18 protein-coding genes are annotated in these 18,018 nt (G+C 71.5%); 8 read left to right on the top strand and 10 right to left on the bottom strand.

The window, feature by feature from the left end; all coding sequences use genetic code 11:
- Positions 1–204: 204 nt before the first annotated feature.
- Positions 205–1,413: a nucleotide sugar dehydrogenase gene (locus tag IE118_RS14880; RefSeq protein WP_189558372.1), complete on the top strand. Its 1,209-nt coding sequence runs from the start codon at positions 205–207 to the stop codon at positions 1,411–1,413.
- Between the two features lie 106 nt (positions 1,414–1,519).
- On the opposite strand, the gene IE118_RS14885 is transcribed toward IE118_RS14880, so the two are convergent.
- The 4 genes from IE118_RS14885 to IE118_RS14900 all read right to left on the bottom strand — a co-directional run bounded on the left by IE118_RS14885 (position 1,520) and on the right by IE118_RS14900 (position 6,188).
- Complete coding sequence (locus IE118_RS14885) at positions 1,520–2,644, bottom strand: GuaB3 family IMP dehydrogenase-related protein (RefSeq protein WP_189558373.1); 1,125 nt, start codon at positions 2,642–2,644, stop codon at positions 1,520–1,522.
- Between the two features lie 105 nt (positions 2,645–2,749).
- The gene (gene guaB, locus IE118_RS14890) at positions 2,750–4,255 is read right to left on the bottom strand and encodes an IMP dehydrogenase (RefSeq protein ID WP_189558374.1); all 1,506 of its coding nucleotides are present in this window, start codon (positions 4,253–4,255) and stop codon (positions 2,750–2,752) included.
- A 160-nt stretch (positions 4,256–4,415) separates the two neighbouring features.
- A complete protein-coding gene (locus IE118_RS14895) occupies positions 4,416–5,003 on the bottom strand; it encodes a sigma-70 family RNA polymerase sigma factor (protein WP_006130726.1) in 588 nt (195 codons plus the stop codon).
- A gap of 573 nt (positions 5,004–5,576) precedes the next feature.
- Positions 5,577–6,188, bottom strand: a complete 612-nt coding sequence (locus tag IE118_RS14900) for a response regulator transcription factor (protein ID WP_003948568.1) — start codon at positions 6,186–6,188, stop codon at positions 5,577–5,579.
- Positions 6,189–6,568: 380 nt separating this feature from the next.
- Between IE118_RS14900 and IE118_RS14905 the strand changes: the two genes are divergently transcribed.
- Positions 6,569–6,901, top strand: coding sequence for a WhiB family transcriptional regulator (locus IE118_RS14905; protein ID WP_189558375.1), 333 nt, complete (start codon positions 6,569–6,571; stop codon positions 6,899–6,901).
- 69 nt (positions 6,902–6,970) lie between these two features.
- Here IE118_RS14905 and IE118_RS14910 read toward each other — a convergent pair whose 3' ends face one another.
- Positions 6,971–7,867, bottom strand: coding sequence for a LysR family transcriptional regulator (locus IE118_RS14910; RefSeq protein ID WP_189558376.1), 897 nt, complete (start codon positions 7,865–7,867; stop codon positions 6,971–6,973).
- Positions 7,868–7,946: 79 nt separating this feature from the next.
- On the opposite strand from IE118_RS14910, the gene IE118_RS14915 reads away from it, so the two are divergent.
- From IE118_RS14915 to IE118_RS14930, 4 genes are all read left to right on the top strand, one after another.
- The gene (locus IE118_RS14915) at positions 7,947–8,627 is read left to right on the top strand and encodes an MOSC domain-containing protein (protein WP_189558377.1); all 681 of its coding nucleotides are present in this window, start codon (positions 7,947–7,949) and stop codon (positions 8,625–8,627) included.
- Between the two features lie 184 nt (positions 8,628–8,811).
- Positions 8,812–10,440 carry a multicopper oxidase family protein gene (locus tag IE118_RS14920; protein WP_189558378.1) on the top strand — a complete coding sequence of 543 codons (1,629 nt, stop codon included), beginning with the start codon at positions 8,812–8,814 and terminating at the stop codon, positions 10,438–10,440.
- Between the two features lie 36 nt (positions 10,441–10,476).
- On the top strand, positions 10,477–11,250 hold the full coding sequence (locus IE118_RS14925) for an SDR family NAD(P)-dependent oxidoreductase (RefSeq protein WP_189558379.1): 774 nt from the start codon (positions 10,477–10,479) through the stop codon (positions 11,248–11,250).
- 134 nt (positions 11,251–11,384) lie between these two features.
- Complete coding sequence (locus tag IE118_RS14930; RefSeq protein WP_189558380.1) at positions 11,385–12,092, top strand: ester cyclase; 708 nt, start codon at positions 11,385–11,387, stop codon at positions 12,090–12,092.
- Between the two features lie 13 nt (positions 12,093–12,105).
- Here IE118_RS14930 and cpt read toward each other — a convergent pair whose 3' ends face one another.
- The 3 genes from cpt to IE118_RS14945 form a co-directional block, all read right to left on the bottom strand.
- Positions 12,106–12,648 (bottom strand): chloramphenicol phosphotransferase CPT, encoded by a 543-nt coding sequence (gene cpt / locus IE118_RS14935; protein WP_229846817.1) that lies wholly within the window; start codon positions 12,646–12,648, stop codon positions 12,106–12,108.
- A gap of 276 nt (positions 12,649–12,924) precedes the next feature.
- Positions 12,925–13,125 (bottom strand): DUF397 domain-containing protein, encoded by a 201-nt coding sequence (locus tag IE118_RS14940; protein WP_189558381.1) that lies wholly within the window; start codon positions 13,123–13,125, stop codon positions 12,925–12,927.
- A complete protein-coding gene (locus tag IE118_RS14945; RefSeq protein ID WP_189558382.1) occupies positions 13,122–13,973 on the bottom strand; it encodes a helix-turn-helix domain-containing protein in 852 nt (283 codons plus the stop codon). The genes IE118_RS14940 and IE118_RS14945 overlap by 4 nt, the downstream gene beginning before the upstream one ends.
- Positions 13,974–14,214: 241 nt before the next feature.
- On the opposite strand from IE118_RS14945, the gene IE118_RS14950 reads away from it, so the two are divergent.
- Together IE118_RS14950 and IE118_RS14955 are read left to right on the top strand one after the other, a co-directional pair.
- A complete protein-coding gene (locus tag IE118_RS14950) occupies positions 14,215–14,352 on the top strand; it encodes a hypothetical protein (protein WP_189558383.1) in 138 nt (45 codons plus the stop codon).
- Between the two features lie 196 nt (positions 14,353–14,548).
- Positions 14,549–15,034, top strand: coding sequence for an ATP-binding protein (locus IE118_RS14955; protein WP_189558384.1), 486 nt, complete (start codon positions 14,549–14,551; stop codon positions 15,032–15,034).
- Positions 15,035–15,054: 20 nt separating this feature from the next.
- Here IE118_RS14955 and IE118_RS14960 read toward each other — a convergent pair whose 3' ends face one another.
- Together IE118_RS14960 and groL are read right to left on the bottom strand one after the other, a co-directional pair.
- Positions 15,055–16,110, bottom strand: a complete 1,056-nt coding sequence (locus IE118_RS14960) for a hypothetical protein (protein ID WP_189558385.1) — start codon at positions 16,108–16,110, stop codon at positions 15,055–15,057.
- 156 nt (positions 16,111–16,266) lie between these two features.
- A complete protein-coding gene (gene groL, locus IE118_RS14965; RefSeq protein WP_189558386.1) occupies positions 16,267–17,892 on the bottom strand; it encodes a chaperonin GroEL in 1,626 nt (541 codons plus the stop codon).
- Positions 17,893–18,018 lie beyond the last annotated feature (126 nt).

The following is an 18,018-nucleotide window of genomic DNA, read 5'->3' on the forward strand; positions in this document are numbered from 1 at the left end:
CCCAAATTCTGACCGGCTTGCCCGACTTCAGCCACCACGCGCTCCGCCTGTGGACAACACCTGCGGAACGACTCACCGAAAACCAACCGATCAATCCCACATATCGGTCATATTTACTCCTAGTCTGACATTGCGCTCGCCTCTCCGGTCCACAGCGATTGCGCACCTGTCGCACTCCGGATATTGGGAAGGACGGCCCACGCCATGCCCGCAGATCTCGCCGTCATCGGACTCGGCCCGTACGGCCTGCCCCTGGCCCAGGCCGCCGTCGCCGCCGGCATCCCCACCATCGGTTACCGGACCGGTCCCGAGCCCGGCTCCCTCAGCGCGGCCGAGCAGCGCCGCATGCTCGCGCAGGGCTTCCGCACCACCGCCAACCCGGCCGAGCTGGGCCGCGTGCGCACCGCCGTCATCTGCGCGCCGACCCCGCCGGGCGCGGACGGCGGGCTGGACCTGAGCCAGGTGGAGACGGCGGCCCGGACGCTGGCCGCGCGGCTGCGCCCGCACACCACGGTGATCCTGGAGTCCCCCGTGCCCCCGGGGACGACGGAGGGGCCGCTGCTGCGCCTGCTCGAGTCGGGTTCGGGGCTGCGCGCGGGGCGCGACTTCCACCTCGCGCACTCCCCCAGCCGCGTCGACCCCGGCAACCGCGACTTCTCCCCCGCCAACACCCCGAAGGTCATCGGGGGCCTCACCCCGGCCTGCACCGAGTCGGCCGCCGCCTTCTACGGCCGGCTCACCGACAAGGTGGTGCGCGCCCGGGGCACCCGTGAGGCGGAGACGGTGCAGCTCCTGGAGACCAACTTCCGGCACGTCAACATCGCCCTCGTCAACGAGATGGCCGCCCTCTGCCACGACCTGGGCATCGACCTGTGGGACGTGCTGCGCTGCGCGGAGACCAAACCCTTCGGTTTCCACGCCTTCCGCCCCGGTCCCGGCGTCGGCGGCCACGCCGTCCCGCAGGACCTCACCGCCCACGCGGGCCGCACCCTGCGCATGGCGGAACTGGCCCAGGAGGTCAACGGCCGCATGCCGCGCTACGTCGTCCAGCGCGCCGCCGCCCTCCTCAACGAGCACGGCAAGTCGGCGCGGGGCGCCCGCGTGCTGCTCCTCGGCGTCACCTACAAGGCGGACCTCGCCGATCAGCAGGGCAGTCCCGCGCACGAGATCGCGGTCCGGCTGATGGAGCTCGGCGCCTCGGTCAGCTACCACGACCCGCACGTCCCCTCCTGGAACGTCCTCGACCGGCCCGTCCCCCGCGCGGACTCCCTCTACGAGGCCGCCGCCGACGCCGACCTGACGATCCTCCTCCAGCAGCACCGCACGTACGACCTCCAGGGCCTGTCGGTGAAGGCCCAGCTGCTGCTGGACACACGGGGGGCGACACCCACGGGGGCGGCGCACCGGTTGTAGGAGGGCGCGCAGCGGGGCACGCACGCCCCACCCGACACGCGGAAGGGGCCGGTCACCCACCAGGTGACCGGCCCCTTCCGTGCCGTACCGAAGTCCGTGCGGACCTCTACCGCCGGTGCTGCGAGTCCCCCACCGTCACCTCGACGCGCTGGAACTCCTTCAGCTCGCTGTAGCCGGTCGTGGACATCGCGCGGCGCAGGGCGCCGAAGAGGTTCATCGAGCCGTCGGGGTTGTGGGACGGACCGGTGAGGATCTCCTCCAGCGTGCCGACCGTGCCGAGGTCGACCTTCTTGCCGCGCGGCAGCTCCTCGTTGACGGCCTCCATGCCCCAGTGGTTGCCCCGGCCCGGCGCGTCCGTGGCGCGGGCCAGCGGGGAGCCCATCATCACGGAGTCCGCGCCGCAGGCGATCGCCTTGGGCAGGTCGCCGGACCAGCCGACCCCGCCGTCCGCGATGACGTGCACGTACCGGCCGCCGGACTCGTCCATGTAGTCGCGGCGGGCGGCGGCCACGTCGGCGACCGCGGTGGCCATCGGCACCTGGATGCCCAGCACGTTGCGCGTGGTGTGCGCGGCGCCGCCGCCGAAGCCGACGAGGACGCCCGCCGCTCCGGTGCGCATGAGGTGCAGGGCGGCCGTGTAGGTGGCGCAGCCGCCGACGATCACCGGCACGTCGAGTTCGTAGATGAACTGCTTCAGGTTCAGCGGCTCGTGCGAGCCGGAGACGTGCTCGGCGGACACGGTCGTACCGCGGATGACGAAGATGTCCACGCCGGCGTCGACCACGGCCTTGGAGAACTGGGCGGTGCGCTGCGGGGAGAGCGCGGCGGCGGTGACCACGCCCGAGTCGCGCACCTCCTTGATGCGCTGCCCGATCAGCTCCTCCTTGATGGGAGCGGCGTAGATCTCCTGGAGGCGGCGGGTGGCGGCCTCGGCGGGCAGGCCGACGATCTCGTCCAGCAGCGGCTGCGGGTCCTCGTAGCGCGTCCACAGGCCCTCGAGGTTCAGCACGCCGAGGCCGCCGAGCTCACCGATGCGGATCGCCGTGGCCGGCGAGACGACCGAGTCCATGGGAGCGGCCAGGAACGGCAGCTCGAAGCGGTAGGCGTCGATCTGCCAGGCGATCGAGACCTCCTTCGGGTCCCGCGTACGGCGGCTGGGGACGACGGCGATGTCGTCGAAGGCGTACGCCCGGCGGCCGCGCTTGCCGCGCCCGATCTCGATCTCAGTCACGTCTGTGGCCTTTCCCTGATGCGTTGCAGCGCCTTCCAGTATCCCCGACGGACACGCCGAGGGCGGCCCCGGAGGTGTCCGGGACCGCCCAGGAAGGCGCTCTGACTACTTGCGGCTGTAGTTCGGTGCCTCGACCGTCATCTGGATGTCGTGCGGGTGGCTCTCCTTGAGGCCCGCGGAGGTGATCCGCACGAAGCGGCCGTTGTCCTGGAGCTCCGGCACGGTGCGTCCGCCGACGTAGAACATCGACTGGCGCAGGCCGCCGACGAGCTGGTGGACGACCGAGGAGAGCGGGCCGCGGTAGGGCACCTGGCCCTCGATGCCCTCGGGCACGAGCTGCTCGTCGGAGGCGACGCCCTCCTGGAAGTAGCGGTCCTTGGAGAACGACCGGCGGTCGCCGCGCGTCTGCATGGCGCCGAGCGATCCCATGCCGCGGTACGACTTGAACTGCTTGCCGTTGATGAACATCAGCTCGCCCGGGGACTCCTCGCAGCCCGCGAGGAGCGAGCCGAGCATCACGGTGTCGGCGCCCGCGACGAGGGCCTTGGCGATGTCGCCGGAGTACTGCAGACCGCCGTCGCCGATGACCGGGACACCGGCCTCCTTGGCGGCCAGCGCGGCCTCGTAGATCGCGGTGACCTGCGGGACGCCGACGCCGGCGACGACGCGCGTGGTGCAGATGGAGCCGGGGCCGACGCCGACCTTGATGCCGTCGCAGCCCGCGTCGACGAGGGCCTTGGCTCCGTCGCGGGTGGCGATGTTGCCGCCGATGACGTCGACGCCGGAGGAGTTCGACTTGATCTTGGCGACCATGTCGCCGACGAGCCGGGAGTGCCCGTGCGCGGTGTCGACGACGATGAAGTCGGCGCCCGCCTCGATGAGGGCCTGGGCGCGCTCGAAGGCGTCACCCGCGACACCGACCGCGGCGCCGACCAGGAGACGGCCCTCGGCGTCCTTGGCCGCGTTGGGGTACTTCTCGGCCTTCACGAAGTCCTTGACCGTGATGAGGCCCTTGAGGACGCCGTGGTCGTCGACCAGCGGAAGCTTCTCGATCTTGTGGCGGCGCAGCAGCTGCATGGCCTCCGGACCGGAGATGCCGACCTTGCCGGTGACCAGCGGCATCGGCGTCATGACCTCGCGCACCTGGCGGGAGCGGTCGGTCTCGAAGGCCATGTCACGGTTGGTGACGATGCCGAGCAGCTTCTTGTTGCCGTCGGTGACCGGGACGCCGCTGATGCGGAACTTGGCGCAGAGCGCGTCGGCCTCGGCGAGCGTGGCGTCCGGGTGGATGGTGATGGGGTCGGTGACCATGCCGGACTCGGAGCGCTTCACCAGGTCGACCTGGTTGGCCTGGTCCTCGATGGACAGGTTGCGGTGCAGGACACCGACGCCGCCCTGGCGGGCCATCGCGATCGCCATGCGGGACTCGGTCACCTTGTCCATGGCGGCGGACAGCAGCGGGATGTTGACCCGCACGTTGCGGGAGACGTACGAGGCGGTGTCGATCTGGTCGGGCGCCATGTCCGACGCGCCCGGCAGCAGCAGCACGTCGTCGTAGGTCAGCCCGAGTGTCGCGAATTTTCCGGGCACTCCGTCGACGTTGGCAGTCATGACACCTTCCCCAAATGGCCTTGATCGGTGCGGATGTCCATGCTAACGGGAAGCGGAGGTGTCTCATTCCACGGTTTCGCACGGCTCCCGGCTTCGTATGTTCGTACGGGAACGGATGCTCGTCCGTTCATGTGCCGAAGGGGCTGCGCGACGGCGGCGGTTACTGCTCCGCCAGGGCGCGCAGCCGGCTCAGCGCGCGGTGCTGCGCCACCCGGACGGCGCCGGGTGACATTCCCAACATCTGGCCGGTCTCCTCCGCGGTGAGCCCGACGGCGATGCGCAGCAGGATCAGCTCCCGCTGGTTCTCGGGGAGGCTGGCCAGCAGTTTCTTGGCCCATTCGGCGTCGCTGCTGAGCAGGGCGCGCTCCTCGGGGCCGAGGGAGTCGTCGGGGCGCTCGGGCATCTCGTCGGACGGCACGGCGGTGGAGCCGGGGTGCCGCATCGCCGCGCGCTGGAGGTCGGCGACCTTGTGGGAGGCGATGGCGAAGATGAACGCCTCGAAGGGCCGGCCGGTGTCCTTGTAGCGGGGCAGCGCGAGCAGCACCGCGACGCAGACCTCCTGGGCGAGGTCCTCGACGAAGTGCCGGGCGTCGCCGGGCAGCCGGGACAGACGGGTGCGGCAGTAGCGCAGGGCCAGGGGGTGGACGTGGGCGAGCAGGTCGTGTGTGGCCTGCTCGTCTCCGTCGACAGCGCGGTGGACGAGCGCACCGATCGCCCCTTGGGCCGTGCCCGCCTCGTCGTCGCGCATCGGTCCATGGTGCCTTGCGGACGTCTGGTCCGCGGCACCGTGTCCCTGGTTGTGCACCGAAGCGTTATGAGCAGGTGCGCCGGAACTCATACCCTGCGCCCTCCCCTTCCGCTCGACCGACTCGTCCCCGAGGAACTCCACACCTCAAGGATGCGCCATCCGCGACGAAACGAGCAGCGGGCACCTTCCGGCCACCGCGAACGCCCTGGTGAGGCGGGTTTTCGAGGCGGTTCGCGGCAGGCGCGCGGCCGGTGCCGCGCCCCGTCGTCCCGGCCCGCGCCGCGTCACCGCGCCGCGCGTGCCACACGGCACGCGTCCGGGGCCGGCGGCGGCAGCGCGCCGGGGGTCCGGGCGAGGGCGCCCAGGCGCTCGCCGCCGCGACCGTGCCCGCCGGCGGACCGACCCGCGCCGCCGCACACCGGACGGCGGCGCGCGCCCGACCCACCGCGGGCCCGCGGCACCCGGGTGTTACCGGTGTCGCACCCGCTCCGGTCGGGGGCCTCCGAGGGCACCCGCCCACCGGTTCGCGGGCGATCCCGTACGGCGCGTCCGGCCCGGCCCGAAGGACGGGCCCTAGCGCACCAGGCCCCATCGGAACCCAAGCGCCACCGCGTGGGCCCGGTCCGAGGCGCCGAGCTTCTTGAAGAGCCGTCGCGCGTGGGTCTTGACGGTGTCCTCGGAGAGGAACAGCTCGCGGCCGATCTCCGCGTTGGAGCGGCCGTGACTCATGCCTTCCAGGACCTGGATCTCACGCGCGGTGAGCGTCGGCGCGGCGCCCATCTCGGCGGAGCGCAGCCGCCGCGGGGCGAGCCGCCAGGTCGGGTCGGCGAGCGCCTGCGTGACCGTGGCGCGCAGCTCCGCGCGGGAGGCGTCCTTGTGCAGGTAGCCGCGCGCTCCGGCGGCCACCGCTAGCGCCACGCCGTCGAGGTCCTCGGCGACGGTGAGCATGATGATGCGCGCTCCCGGGTCGGCCGAGAGGAGCCGTCGGACCGTCTCGACGCCGCCCAGGCCGGGCATGCGTACGTCCATCAGAATCAGATCCGAGCGGTCGGCTCCCCAGCGGCGGAGGACTTCCTCGCCGTTGGCAGCCGTCGTCACGCGCTCGACACCGGGCACGGTCGCGACCGCGCGGCGGAGCGCCTCTCGGGCAAGCGGGGAGTCGTCGCAGACGAGGACGGAAGTCATGGCCGCCCTCCGCAGCTGATGCGCGTCACCTTGAGCCTCCAGGCTGGTACGAAATCGTCACCTGTGCGGTCGACCGTCTCGGACGCCTGCCCGAGCGCTTGTTCCTTCAACCGCCTCGCACTCTCAACGACGGTCACTCGAAAGAGTTACGGGGCCGTCTGCCATCTTCGGCACTCTACGTGAGGAGTTGCTCACGGTGCAGACATGCGCGACGGACCCCCGTACTTTCACCACAACCCATGCCCCATTCAGACCCTTTTCTTCCCCTTTGATGGTGTCCGGGGCTAGATTCGCAATGAGTCATATTTTCATCTCCTTGGATCGTAGTTGTACGGTCGTGGACACCGGATCCGCCCAGAACGGCTACAAGGGGTCACGCAATGGCAGATTTCTCCCGCCTTCCCGGACCGAACGCGGACCTGTGGGACTGGCAGCTCCTGGCCGCCTGCCGAGGGGTGGACAGCTCGTTGTTCTTCCACCCCGAGGGCGAACGTGGCGCGGCTCGGAGCGCTCGCGAGAACTCGGCCAAAGAGGTCTGCATGAGGTGCCCGGTGCGCGCCGAGTGCGCCGCGCACGCGCTGGCGGTTCGCGAACCGTACGGCGTGTGGGGCGGCCTGACCGAGGACGAGCGCGAAGAGCTGATGGGGCGGGCGCGCAACCGGCTGGTGTCGGCGTCGGCCGGCGGCGGACACAGCACCGCCTCGAACAACTGAAGGAACGTTTCTTCAACAACTGGGGCACGCACGCGTGCCCTTGTGCTTCTGCGCGTGCCGTCGCACCCCTCAGCGGGCCGCGGCCGCCGCCAGTTTCTCCAGCGTCGCGGCGACCGCGGGCACCTGGGCGAGATCCGGGAGGGTGAGCGCGACGATCTCCCGCCGCACGGCGGGTTCCAGCGCCACGGTGCGCACACCCCGGGGGCGGACGGACTCGACGGCGAGCTGGGGCAGGACCGCGACACCGAGGCCGGCGCCGACCAGTCCGGCGACCGCCGGGTAGTCGTCGGTCGCGAAATCGATGCGCGGGGTGAAACCGGCCGCCTCGCACACCTCCACCAGCTGGCCCCGGCAGCGCGGGCAGCCGGCGATCCAGGGTTCACCGGCCAGTTCGCCGATGGCGAGGGACTCGGCGCGGGCGAGCCGGTGCCGTTCCGGCAGGAGCCCCACGAGCCGGTCCGACAACAGCGGCCGTACGACCAGGTCGTCCCACTCCTCGACGCCCGCCGCGCCCTCGTACCGGAAGGCGAGGGCCACGTCGCAGTCCCCCTCGCGCAGCATCCGCACCGAGCGGGGCGGTTCGGCCTCCTCCAGGGAGACCCGTGTGCCCGGATGGGCGTCGCGCAGGGCGGCGAGGGCCGTGGGGACGAGGGTGGAGCTGCCGCTGGGGAAGGAGACGAGCCGGACCCGGCCCGCGCGCAGGCCGGCGATCGCGGCGACCTCCTCCTCGGCCGCGGTGAGCCCGGCGATGATCCCGGCGGCGTGCCGCACCAGCGCCTCGCCGGCCTGGGTCAGCCGCATCTCGCGGCCGGTGCGGACCAGCAGGGGCGTGCCGACCGAGGCCTCCAGGGCCTTCATCTGCTGACTCACGGCCGGCTGGGTGCAGCCCAGGTCGCGGGCCGCCGCGGAGAAGGAACCGGTGGCGGCCACGGCGCGCAGCACGCGGAGATGACGGGCTTCGATCACACTCCAAGGATAAGCGACCCTTTGATGCCGCGGTCGATAATGCGTCGACGCTTTGGTACGGATCGCCTACCGTGCGCCCATGAAGCTTCTCTCTGTGAATCTGGGCCGCCCCCGGGCCGTGCCCTACACGGATCAGCCCGACGGTGTGACGGGCATCGACAAGCGGCCGGTGACCGGGCCGGTACGGGTGGAGGCCCCCGGCGCCAAGGGGGTCGGGGGCAGCGGGCTGGCCGGGGACGCGGTGTGCGAGACCAGGCACCACGGCGGTGACGACCAGGCCGTCTACGCCGTGGCCCGGGAGGACCTCGACGAGTGGGAGCGCACGCTGGGACGCCCGCTGCCGCACGGCTCCTTCGGCGAGAACCTCACCACGGAGGGGATCGACGTGTCCGGCGCCCTGATCGGCGAGCGCTGGGCCGTCGGTGGCGACGTGGTGCTGGAGGTCACCAGCGGGCGCATTCCCTGCCGCACCTTCCAGGGCCATCTGGGTGAGAAGGGCTGGGTGAAACGGTTCACGCGGCGGGGCGCGCCGGGCGCGTACCTGAGGGTGATCCGGCCCGGGGAGATACGGGCGGGCGACGCCGTGCGGATCGTCCACCGCCCGGACCACGAGGTGACGGTCGCCCTGCAGTTCCGCGCGGTGACCACGGAACGGACGCTGCTGCCCCGCCTCCTCGCCGCAGGCCCGGCGCTGCACCCGGAGGCGCTCGCGACGGCACGGACGTACCTGGAGAAGTACGGCGCGGAGCAGCCGGGCTGACGGCTCGTCATGCCCGCTGCCGTCATCGGCGGTCCGGGCACGCCCCCCCGGACGGAGGGCGTGACGGGCCGGGCGCCGTACGGCTCCTAGGGGTGAACCCCGGAGTCCGGGCGGGGGTTCGCTCAGGGGCGGGTGGGGGCAGTTCCCTGAGGTGTCGCGGTCCGCGCCCGACGACGCTCGGGTCATGCCCACTCCCGTCTCCCACAGCACGGCGCCGGCCGGGGAGGACCCGTCCGGTGCGCCCCGTCGTCCCGTCCGCTGGAAGCGCCTTCTCGTCCTCCTGGGATCGGTGGTCACCACGCTCGTGGTGGCGATCGGCGCCCTGTTCACCTGGCTGTGGACCGACGCGAAGGTCAGCACGGTGGGCCAGGAGGCGTTCGACAACGTCCTGGCGATACCGCCGGTGGCCGGGTCGACCGTGGACAAGGACGGGACGCGGGTCTTCGACCTGCGCATGCGGGCGGGCCGGACCGAATTCCGTGACGGCGTGCACACGCCGACGTGGGGCTTCAACGGCTCCTATCTGGGGCCGACCCTGCGGGCGGAGCGCGGCGAGAAGGTCCGCGTGCGCGTCAGCAACGGCCTGGACGACGCGTCCACCGTGCACTGGCACGGGATGCACCTGCCGGCCCGCATGGACGGCGGCCCCCACCAGATGATCGAACCCGGGGACACCTGGACACCGCACTGGACGGTGGACCAGCCGGCGGCGACGCTCTGGTACCACCCCCATCCGCACGGCAGGACCGAGGAACATGTGCGCCGGGGCCTGGCAGGTCTGTTCCTCCTCGACGACGAGGAGTCGAGGGCGCTGCCCCTGCCCGACCGGTACGGCGTCGACGATCTGCCGGTCGTCGTCCAGGACGTGCGCTTCGACGGCGCGCGGCTGTCCGGCGACCGGGGACTGATGCAGAACGTGGGCTTCCTGGGCGACCGGACCATGGTCAACGGCACCCTGCGGCCGTACCGGCGGGTGGGGGACGAGCTGATACGGCTGCGGCTGCTCAACGCCTCCACCGCGCGCACCTACGACTTCGGGTTTCCGGACGGCCGTGGCTTCTCACTGATCGGCACGGACGGCGGCCTGCTGGAACGGCCGGCGGTGATGAAGCGGGTGCAGCTGTCGCCGGGTGAGCGGGCCGAGATCGTCGTCCGGGTCCGGCCGGGTGAACGGCTGATGCTCCGCAGCTTCCCCCAGGACGGCTACGGGGACGCCTGGCAGCGGCGGTTCGGTGGTGGTGACGACTCGTTCGACGTGCTGGAGCTGCGGGCGGACGACCGGCTGCGTCCGTCCCCCGCGATACCGGACCGGCTCGTCGCCTCGGAGCTGCCCGACGGAGAGGAGGCCGCACGCGGACGGCACTTCGACCTGAAGCTGTCCGGGGTGAACGGCCGGAAGATGGACATGGGACGGATCGACGAGACCGTCACGCGGGGCACGACGGAGGTCTGGACGGTACGCAACGCGAACGGCATGCCCCACAACTTTCATGTGCACGACGTGCAGTTCCGCGTCCTGGAGGTCGACGGGTCGCCCCCGCCGCCGGCACTGCGCGGCCCCAAGGACACGGTGTTCGTCCCCGCGGGCACCACGGTGAAGCTGGCCCTGCGGTTCACGGGACCGCCCGACCCGGAGGTGCCGTACATGTACCACTGCCACCTGCTGTACCACGAGGACCAAGGGATGATGGGGCAGTTCGTGGTCGTGGAGAAGGGCCGGTCGGCAGGCACCCCGCCGGACCACGGGCACCACGCGCGGGGGACGGATTACGGCTCCGCCCGACGGGCGCTCGGCCCGGGAGGCGGACACTGAGCGGACGCCTCCCCTCCGGGTAACTACTCTTGCGCCATGACAACGGCTCTGATTACGGGATCGACGGCTGGGATCGGTGCCGCGTTCGCGCGGCGGCTGGCGGCCGACGGACATGACCTGGTGCTGGTGGCCCGCGACACGGGCCGGCTGCGGGAACAGGCCACCGAGTTGCACGACCGCCACGGCATCGAGGCGGAGGTGCTGACCGCCGACCTGGCGCGGGACAAGGGCATCGAGGCGGTGGCCGACCGGCTCGGCAGCCGCAAGAACCCCGTCGACCTGCTGATCAACAACGCCGGTTTCGGCAACAAGGGCCGCTACCTCGAGGTCCCCATGAGTGACGAGCTGCGGATGCTCAAGGTGCACTGCGAGGCGGTGCTCCGGCTGACGTCGGCGGCGGTGGAGACGATGCGGGAGCGGGGGCGCGGAGGTGTTGTGAACGTCGCCTCGACCGCCGCGTTCGTGCCGCGCGGGACGTACGGGGCGTCCAAGGCGTGGGTCGTGCAGTTCACGCAGGGCGCGGCCGTGGATCTCGCGGGCCACGGCGTGCGTCTGATGGCGCTGTGCCCCGGCTTCGTGCGCACCGAGTTCCACGAGCGGGCCGGGATGGGTACGGACAACATCCCCGGCTGGATGTGGCTGGACGCGGACAAGGTCGCCTCGGCGGCGCTCGCGGACCTGGCCCGGGGCAAGACGCTGTCGATCCCGGACCCCCGGTACAAGGCGCTGATGGGGGCGGCGAAGCTGGTCCCGCGCGGGCTGCTGGGCGGGCTCTCCTCGCGGACGGGACGGAAGTACGGTCCCCGGTAGGCCCCCGGCGCCACCGCTCCTTTCTGCCGTGCGGCCACGGCGGGACGCGGACCGCTCCCCGGAGGAAAATGGAGGGGACAGGACACCCGGACCCGAGACACCCGGCCCCCCGGGGTGCCGGAGGTGGCGACGTCATGACCTTCATACAGCTCATCGACTGCCAAACGGACCGGTTCGAGGAGATGGACCGGCTCATGGACCAGTGGGTCGAGCAGACCAAGGGGAAGCGGACGGCGACGCACGCGGTGGTCGGCAAGGACCGCTCGAACACCTCGCACGTCGTCGAGATCGTGGAGTTCCCGTCGTACGAGGACGCGATGCGGAACTCACAGCTCCCGGAGACCGATCGGATCTTCCGGGAGATGGTGGCGCTCTGTGACGAGATGCCCACGTTCACGGACCTGGACGTGGTGCGCGACGCCCGGCTGAACACGGACTCCGTGCGTCGCTTCTTCGACGTGCTGACCACCGCGGAGGACCTGTCTCCGATGGCGGGTCTGGTCGAGGAGCACTACCACGACCACGACCCGGCGAACGAGCAGGACGTCATCGGCCTCGACCACCTCCGGCGCGAGATGGACGTGTGGCGCGGCGGCTTCGACTTCTCGTTCCGTATCGAGGACCAGTTCGCCCAGGACGACCGGGTGTGCACCCGGTGGAGCTGGGAGGGCACCCACAAGGGCGACTTCCTGGGCATCCCGGCCACCGGGAAGAAGGTCGCCATGACCGGCACGACCATCTTCCGCTTCGGTGACACCGGGAAGATCGTCGAGGGCTGGTGGCAGTACGACCGGCTGGGGCTGATGGCGCAGCTGGGGGCACTGGAGCCGACGGAACTCTGAGCCGCCGGGGCGGTCAGCGCACCTTGGCGGCGATGGTGTGCGCGCACACCAGGGACTCGGTGTTCGTGGTGTCCACCTCCAGGTCGTAGACGACGCCCTCGTGCACGGCGTCCGCCTGCTGGGCGGCCATCCCCCGGATCCGGTCGCCCCGCGCGGTCTCCCGCCCCGCGGCGACGGCACTGTCGCACCGGACACCGACCCACAGCACGCCCACCTCGCCCACCTGGCCGAGAGCCTCCTGCCACCGCCGCTGGGACGCGGCCCCGCCGAGGAACACGTCGTCGACGACGATCCGGGCGCCCGCGCGGGCCATCGCCACGATGCCCTCGGTCCAGGCCGCCTCCAGCGCCCGGAACTCCGCTCCGACGTTCACCGTGCCGTCCGCCGCGATGTCGAGCCCCGCGTCGGAGGCCTGAAGCTTCGCGGGCAGCGCGTCGACGAACGAGTCCACCCCGAACGCCAGCCACGGCTCCGGCAGGACGTCTTGCAGACACCGCACGATCCCGGTCTTCCCGGAGCTGGACCCGCCATTGAGAATGATCATCCGCGTCGTCACGGCGTCAGGGTAACCGCGGCTCACCGATCGCCCCGGAGGTGGTCGCGGAGCTCGTCGCCGCAGTCGTCCCCGGTGCCGGCCCGTATTCGGGACTGACGGTCTCTCGGGCTGCGGGTCCGGTGCCGTGTCGGCTTGGACATCCAGGCATCCTACGAGCGCCACGACGGACTGTCCCTGCGGTCACAGCGCACCAGCGCGGCGAGTGGCGCGCCCTTGGGGCGGGAGTGAGGGGCGGTGGGGAGCATCAACGGCTCCCCACCGCCCCTCGTTCTCGTCTCAGGCGTCTGCGGCCATCCGCACGAACGCCGTCCACTGAGCGGACGGCACGTTGAGGATCGCCACGTCCGGGCGCTTGGAGTCACGGATCAGGACTACCGAACCAGCGTCCGCGACCTCGACACACTGGCCACCATCGCCAGCGCTGTAGCTGCTCTTCACCCAGGTCAACTGTGCTGCCTGATCGTCGTTGGCGTTCACAACTCTCCCAAGAGCTTCTCGATCCAGGCCAGCGACTCCCTAGGGGTCATCGCTTGCGCCCGCAGAACTCCGTACGTTGACTCGAACCCCTGGACCTTCGCTGGCGCCGTATGCAGGGCGCTGTTGCTCTGCACCTCCGTATACGCCATCCTCCGTTGTTGCCGCGTGAGGATCAACGTGAAGGGCCCAGCGACTCCGGCATGTTCATCGCGTCCGGTCGGCATCACCTGTAGCTCTACGTTGCGTTCATGTCCGACGAGCAACAGGTGCTCCAACTGGGCTCGCATGGCTTCCGCGCCCCCAAGGGGTCTACGCAGGACGGTCTCCTCGATCACGAAGCTCAGCAGCGGCTTGGGCCGCCGCACCAGCAACTTGTGCCGGTCCAAACGCGCCGACACCCGTTGCTCGATGGTCTCCGCATCAAGCAATGGCCGCCACATACTGAAGACCGCGCGTGCGTACTCCTCGCATTGCAGCAAGCCATTCACTACATGGGCGTCATAGGCGTGCAGTTCGGCGGCATCGGCTTCCAAGGCCGCGAACTCGCGGAAAAAACTCGGATACCGAGCCTTCGCCACCTCACCCTTCATCGCCACCAGCAGCCCTCGCCCGCCCACCTCCCGGTCCACCGCGTCCACCAGCTCCGGACGGGGAATCCGCCGTCCCTGCTCCACCGCCGCGATCAGGGCCTCGCCGTACCCGACCCGCTCCCCCAACTGCGCCTGCGTCAGCCCCGCGGCCTCCCGCAGCAGCTTCATCTGGCGGCCGAAGCAGCGCAGGAACTCCCCGTTGGAATCGGCGCCCGCGCCGCCCTCCACGCCCGCGCCCGAGTCCTCTCCCGGCTCCATCGCACCCGCCCCCTCAGCACATCCGTCCACCGGTCACCGGTGCTCGCACCGTAGGACAGCCGCGAAACAACCATGCTCGGCACGGGGCAAGTTAGGGCTTACGAGTGAACCCCCTCACGACGCGGGCCTGCCGGTCCCGTTCCCCGACGACTTCGACAACAGCTCCTTCCTCAGTACGCACCCCGGCCGTCTGGACATCACCAGCGGCGGTCACACGCACACCGCCACGATCACCGTCGAGGTGTGGGACGGGCCGCCGCCACAGGAGGACCCGGCGGGCTGGGACGAGCGGGCCGAGGCCGCCGCACTGTCGGAGGGCGAGGGCACCGGTCACGGGGTGGAGCGTTACCTCATCCGGTTCTGGCCCGCCGGTGCGTGAGGGAGCAGTACCGCGGCGGGAACGGAGGCGCTCCGCTCCCGCCCACGCACCGCTGCTGATCCCGATCGAGTCCACGCCACCGCATGCCCGGGGTCGCCCCGACAGGCCCGACACCATCACCCACCGCCCCGACAGAGCACCGCCGTGGGGCCGTCGCTCCTGGTAGGGGGCGGGGTGAGCGCGGGATCTTCGGGGCATGACCACTTCCCCCCGCCAGGAGCGGCGGTCCGCGCTGCCGCTCCCGCTCGCCCATCAGTCGGTGTTCTCGTTCCGCTTCACCGCGTCCCCGCGCGGTGCCCGGCTCGCCCGTCGGCTCGCGTCCTGCCAGATGGACGCCTGGGGCTGGCGCTACGGCACACAGGCGCACGACTCCGTCGAGCTGATCACGGCCGAGCTGACCGCCAACGCCGTGACCCACGGCCGGGTCCCCGGCAGGGACGCCGAGCTGCGGCTGAGCAGGGAGGACGGCGGGTGTGTCCGCGTCGAGGTGAGCGACGCGCGGGGCGAGCGGCTGCCCGAGGCACGGGACGCCGGGAGCGAGGAGGACGGCGGGCGGGGGCTCCTCCTCGTCGCCGCCCTGGCCAAGGAGTGGGGGACCGCCCCGCGCCCCGGCGCCCCCGGCAAGACGGTGTGGGCCGTGGTGCCCACCGCGCCGGCCGTCACTGGTGGTACCGGGCCGTGAGGGCGCCGAGGCCCCGTCGGCTAGTCCCCGCCCCCGCCCCCGCCCCCGTCTCCGCCGCCACCGTCGCCGCCGCTGCTTCCGCCTCCGTCTCCGCCGTCGCCGCCGTCGCTGCCCCAGCCGTCGCCGCCGCCGGGTTCGTTGTCGTCGCGGTCCCGGCCGAGGTTGCTGAACCAGGGGCGGTCCCAGATGTCGTCGTCCGTGTCGCGGTGCGGACGGGTGGGGCGGAACCTGGCGGTGCCCGTGGTGTCGCCGAGGCCGAAGGAGACCGCGACCGCGTGGGCCATGACGGCGTCCAGGGGGTCGGGGCTCTCGTGGTGGACGTCGGCCAGCGGCAGCAGGAGGGTGCCGGGGGCGGGGGTCGTGCCGCGGGGCGGGCGGGTGAGGACGGCGACCCGGGTGCCGTCGCGCAGCAGCGACGAGCTCACCGCGTTCTCCCGGCGCAGGGTCCACTGCCGGTCGGGCAGGCGGATCTCGACCTTGCTCCTGGACTTGCGGAGCTTCCTCCGCAGCTCCAGCCGCGCCGTGGTGGCGCCGACGGTCAGGATCAGGCCACTGGCCCGGTCGGAGCTGTCGGGGAGGTAGCCGTGCGGTGCCCTGAGCCGGACGGCGGGGGCGTGCGGGCCCCAGACGTCCGCGCGGACCGAGCGGCGGTCCACGGCGACGGTCACCGTCCCGGCGGGGGCCGGCGCGTACCGGCGCGCGATCCAGAGGGGGACACCCTCCGCGTGCGCCCGCGCGGCGAGCGCGGCCACCTGGTCGGGTCCGCCGCACCGGCGTACCGCGAGCTCGCCCAGCGCACGGGCGAACTCGGCGGCCTGACGTGTCTTCAGGGGCCTGGTGGTGCCGGTCGCCCGGGTGACCGGCACGACGCCGCGGCCGGGGGGCAACGAGGCCAGGGGGCGTTCGCTGCCTCCGCCGCCGAGCCAGCACCCGCGCAGGAACGCTTCCGCCATGGCGGCGAGGTGCAGCTCGTCCAGCGGGGTCGTCCTGCCGCCTCGGCGCAGCGCGCCCTCGGTGAGTTCCACGGTCCGCGCGAGCGGGTTCCGGGACCTTTCCCCGTAGAGCACCTGATGCATCCCCGTCCCCCGTCCGGCTCGTGCTGTCGTGTGCTGAGACCGCGCCGGCCGGGGCGCGGTTCCGCCGTTCGGCCGCGAGCACGGGCGAGGGCCCGGTGCACCGTCCGGGCGGACGGTGCACCGGGCCCTCGCTCAGGCTCTGGCGACCTCGTGTCGTCAGTGGGCGTGGCCGTGGCCGTGGCCACCGGCGGCCGGCTCCTCCTCTTCCTTCTTCTCGACGACCAGGGTCTCGGTCGTGAGGAGCAGGGAGGCGATGGAGGCGGCGTTCTCCAGGGCGGAGCGGGTCACCTTGACCGGGTCGATGACGCCGGCCTTGACCAGGTCGCCGTACTCGCCGGTGGCGGCGTTGTAGCCGCTGCCCTTCTCGAGCTCGGCGACCTTGGAGACGATGACGTAGCCCTCGAGGCCGGCGTTCTCGGCGATCCAGCGCAGCGGCTCGACGGCGGCCTTGCGGACCACGGAGACACCGGTGGCCTCGTCGCCGGTCTTGTCGAGGTTGCCCTCGAGGACCTTGACGGCGTGGACCAGCGCGGAGCCACCACCGGAGACGATGCCCTCCTCGACCGCGGCGCGGGTCGCGGAGATGGCGTCCTCCAGACGGTGCTTCTTCTCCTTCAGCTCCACCTCGGTGGCGGCGCCGACCTTGATGACGCACACGCCGCCGGCGAGCTTCGCGAGGCGCTCCTGGAGCTTCTCGCGGTCCCAGTCGGAGTCGGTGGTCTCGATCTCGGCCTTGATCTGGCCGACGCGACCGGTCACGTCCTCCTTGTTGCCGCCACCGTCGACGATCGTGGTGTCGTCCTTGGTGACGGTGACGCGGCGGGCGGAGCCGAGCACGTCCAGGCCGACCTGGTCGAGCTTGAGGCCGACCTCTTCCGAGACGACCGTGGCGCCGGTGAGGACGGCCATGTCCTGGAGCATCGCCTTGCGGCGGTCACCGAAGCCGGGGGCCTTCACGGCGACCGCGTTGAAGGTGCCGCGGATCTTGTTGACGACGAGGGTCGACAGGGCCTCGCCCTCGACGTCCTCGGCGATGATCAGCAGCGGCTTGGAGGCGTTGGCCTGGATGACCTTCTCCAGCAGCGGCAGCAGCTCCGCGATGGAGGCGATCTTGCCCTGGGTGATCAGGATGTACGGGTCGTCGAGGACGGCCTCCATGCGCTCCTGGTCCGTCACGAAGTACGGCGACAGGTAGCCCTTGTCGAAGGCCATGCCCTCGGTGAAGTCCAGCTCCAGGCCGAAGGTGTTGGACTCCTCGACGGTGATGACACCGTCCTTGCCGACCTTGTCCATCGCCTCGGCGATGAGCTCGCCGACCTGCTGGTCCTGGGCGGACAGCGCGGCGACGGCGGCGATGTCGGACTTCTCGTCGATCGGGCGGGCCGAGGCGAGCAGGTCCTCGGAGACCGCGGCGACGGCGGCGTCGATGCCCTTCTTCAGGGCGGCCGGGGAAGCACCGGCGGCGACGTTCTTCAGGCCCTCGCGGACCAGCGCCTGGGCCAGCACGGTGGCGGTGGTGGTGCCGTCACCCGCGATGTCGTTGGTCTTGGTCGCCACCTCCTTCACCAGCTGCGCGCCGAGGTTCTCGTACGGGTCCTCGATCTCCACCTCGCGGGCGATCGTGACACCGTCGTTGGTGATGGTGGGGGCGCCGAACTTCTTGTCGATGACGACGTTGCGGCCCTTCGGACCGATCGTCACCTTCACCGTGTCGGCAAGCTTGTTGACGCCGCGCTCGAGGGCGCGACGGGCGTCCTCGTCGAACTTCAGGATCTTCGCCATGGCAGCGGGAGCCCTCTCGGAATTCTGGGTGAAATCACTGCGCCCCGGGCGCCCGGTCCTTGTCGGATGCTGGGGCCAGGGGCGCAGTGGTTCGAGCAAAAGTGCTTGCTACGAGGTCGGGTGGTC

Source organism: Streptomyces pilosus, assembly GCF_014649835.1.
Taxonomy (GTDB): domain Bacteria; phylum Actinomycetota; class Actinomycetes; order Streptomycetales; family Streptomycetaceae; genus Streptomyces; species Streptomyces pilosus.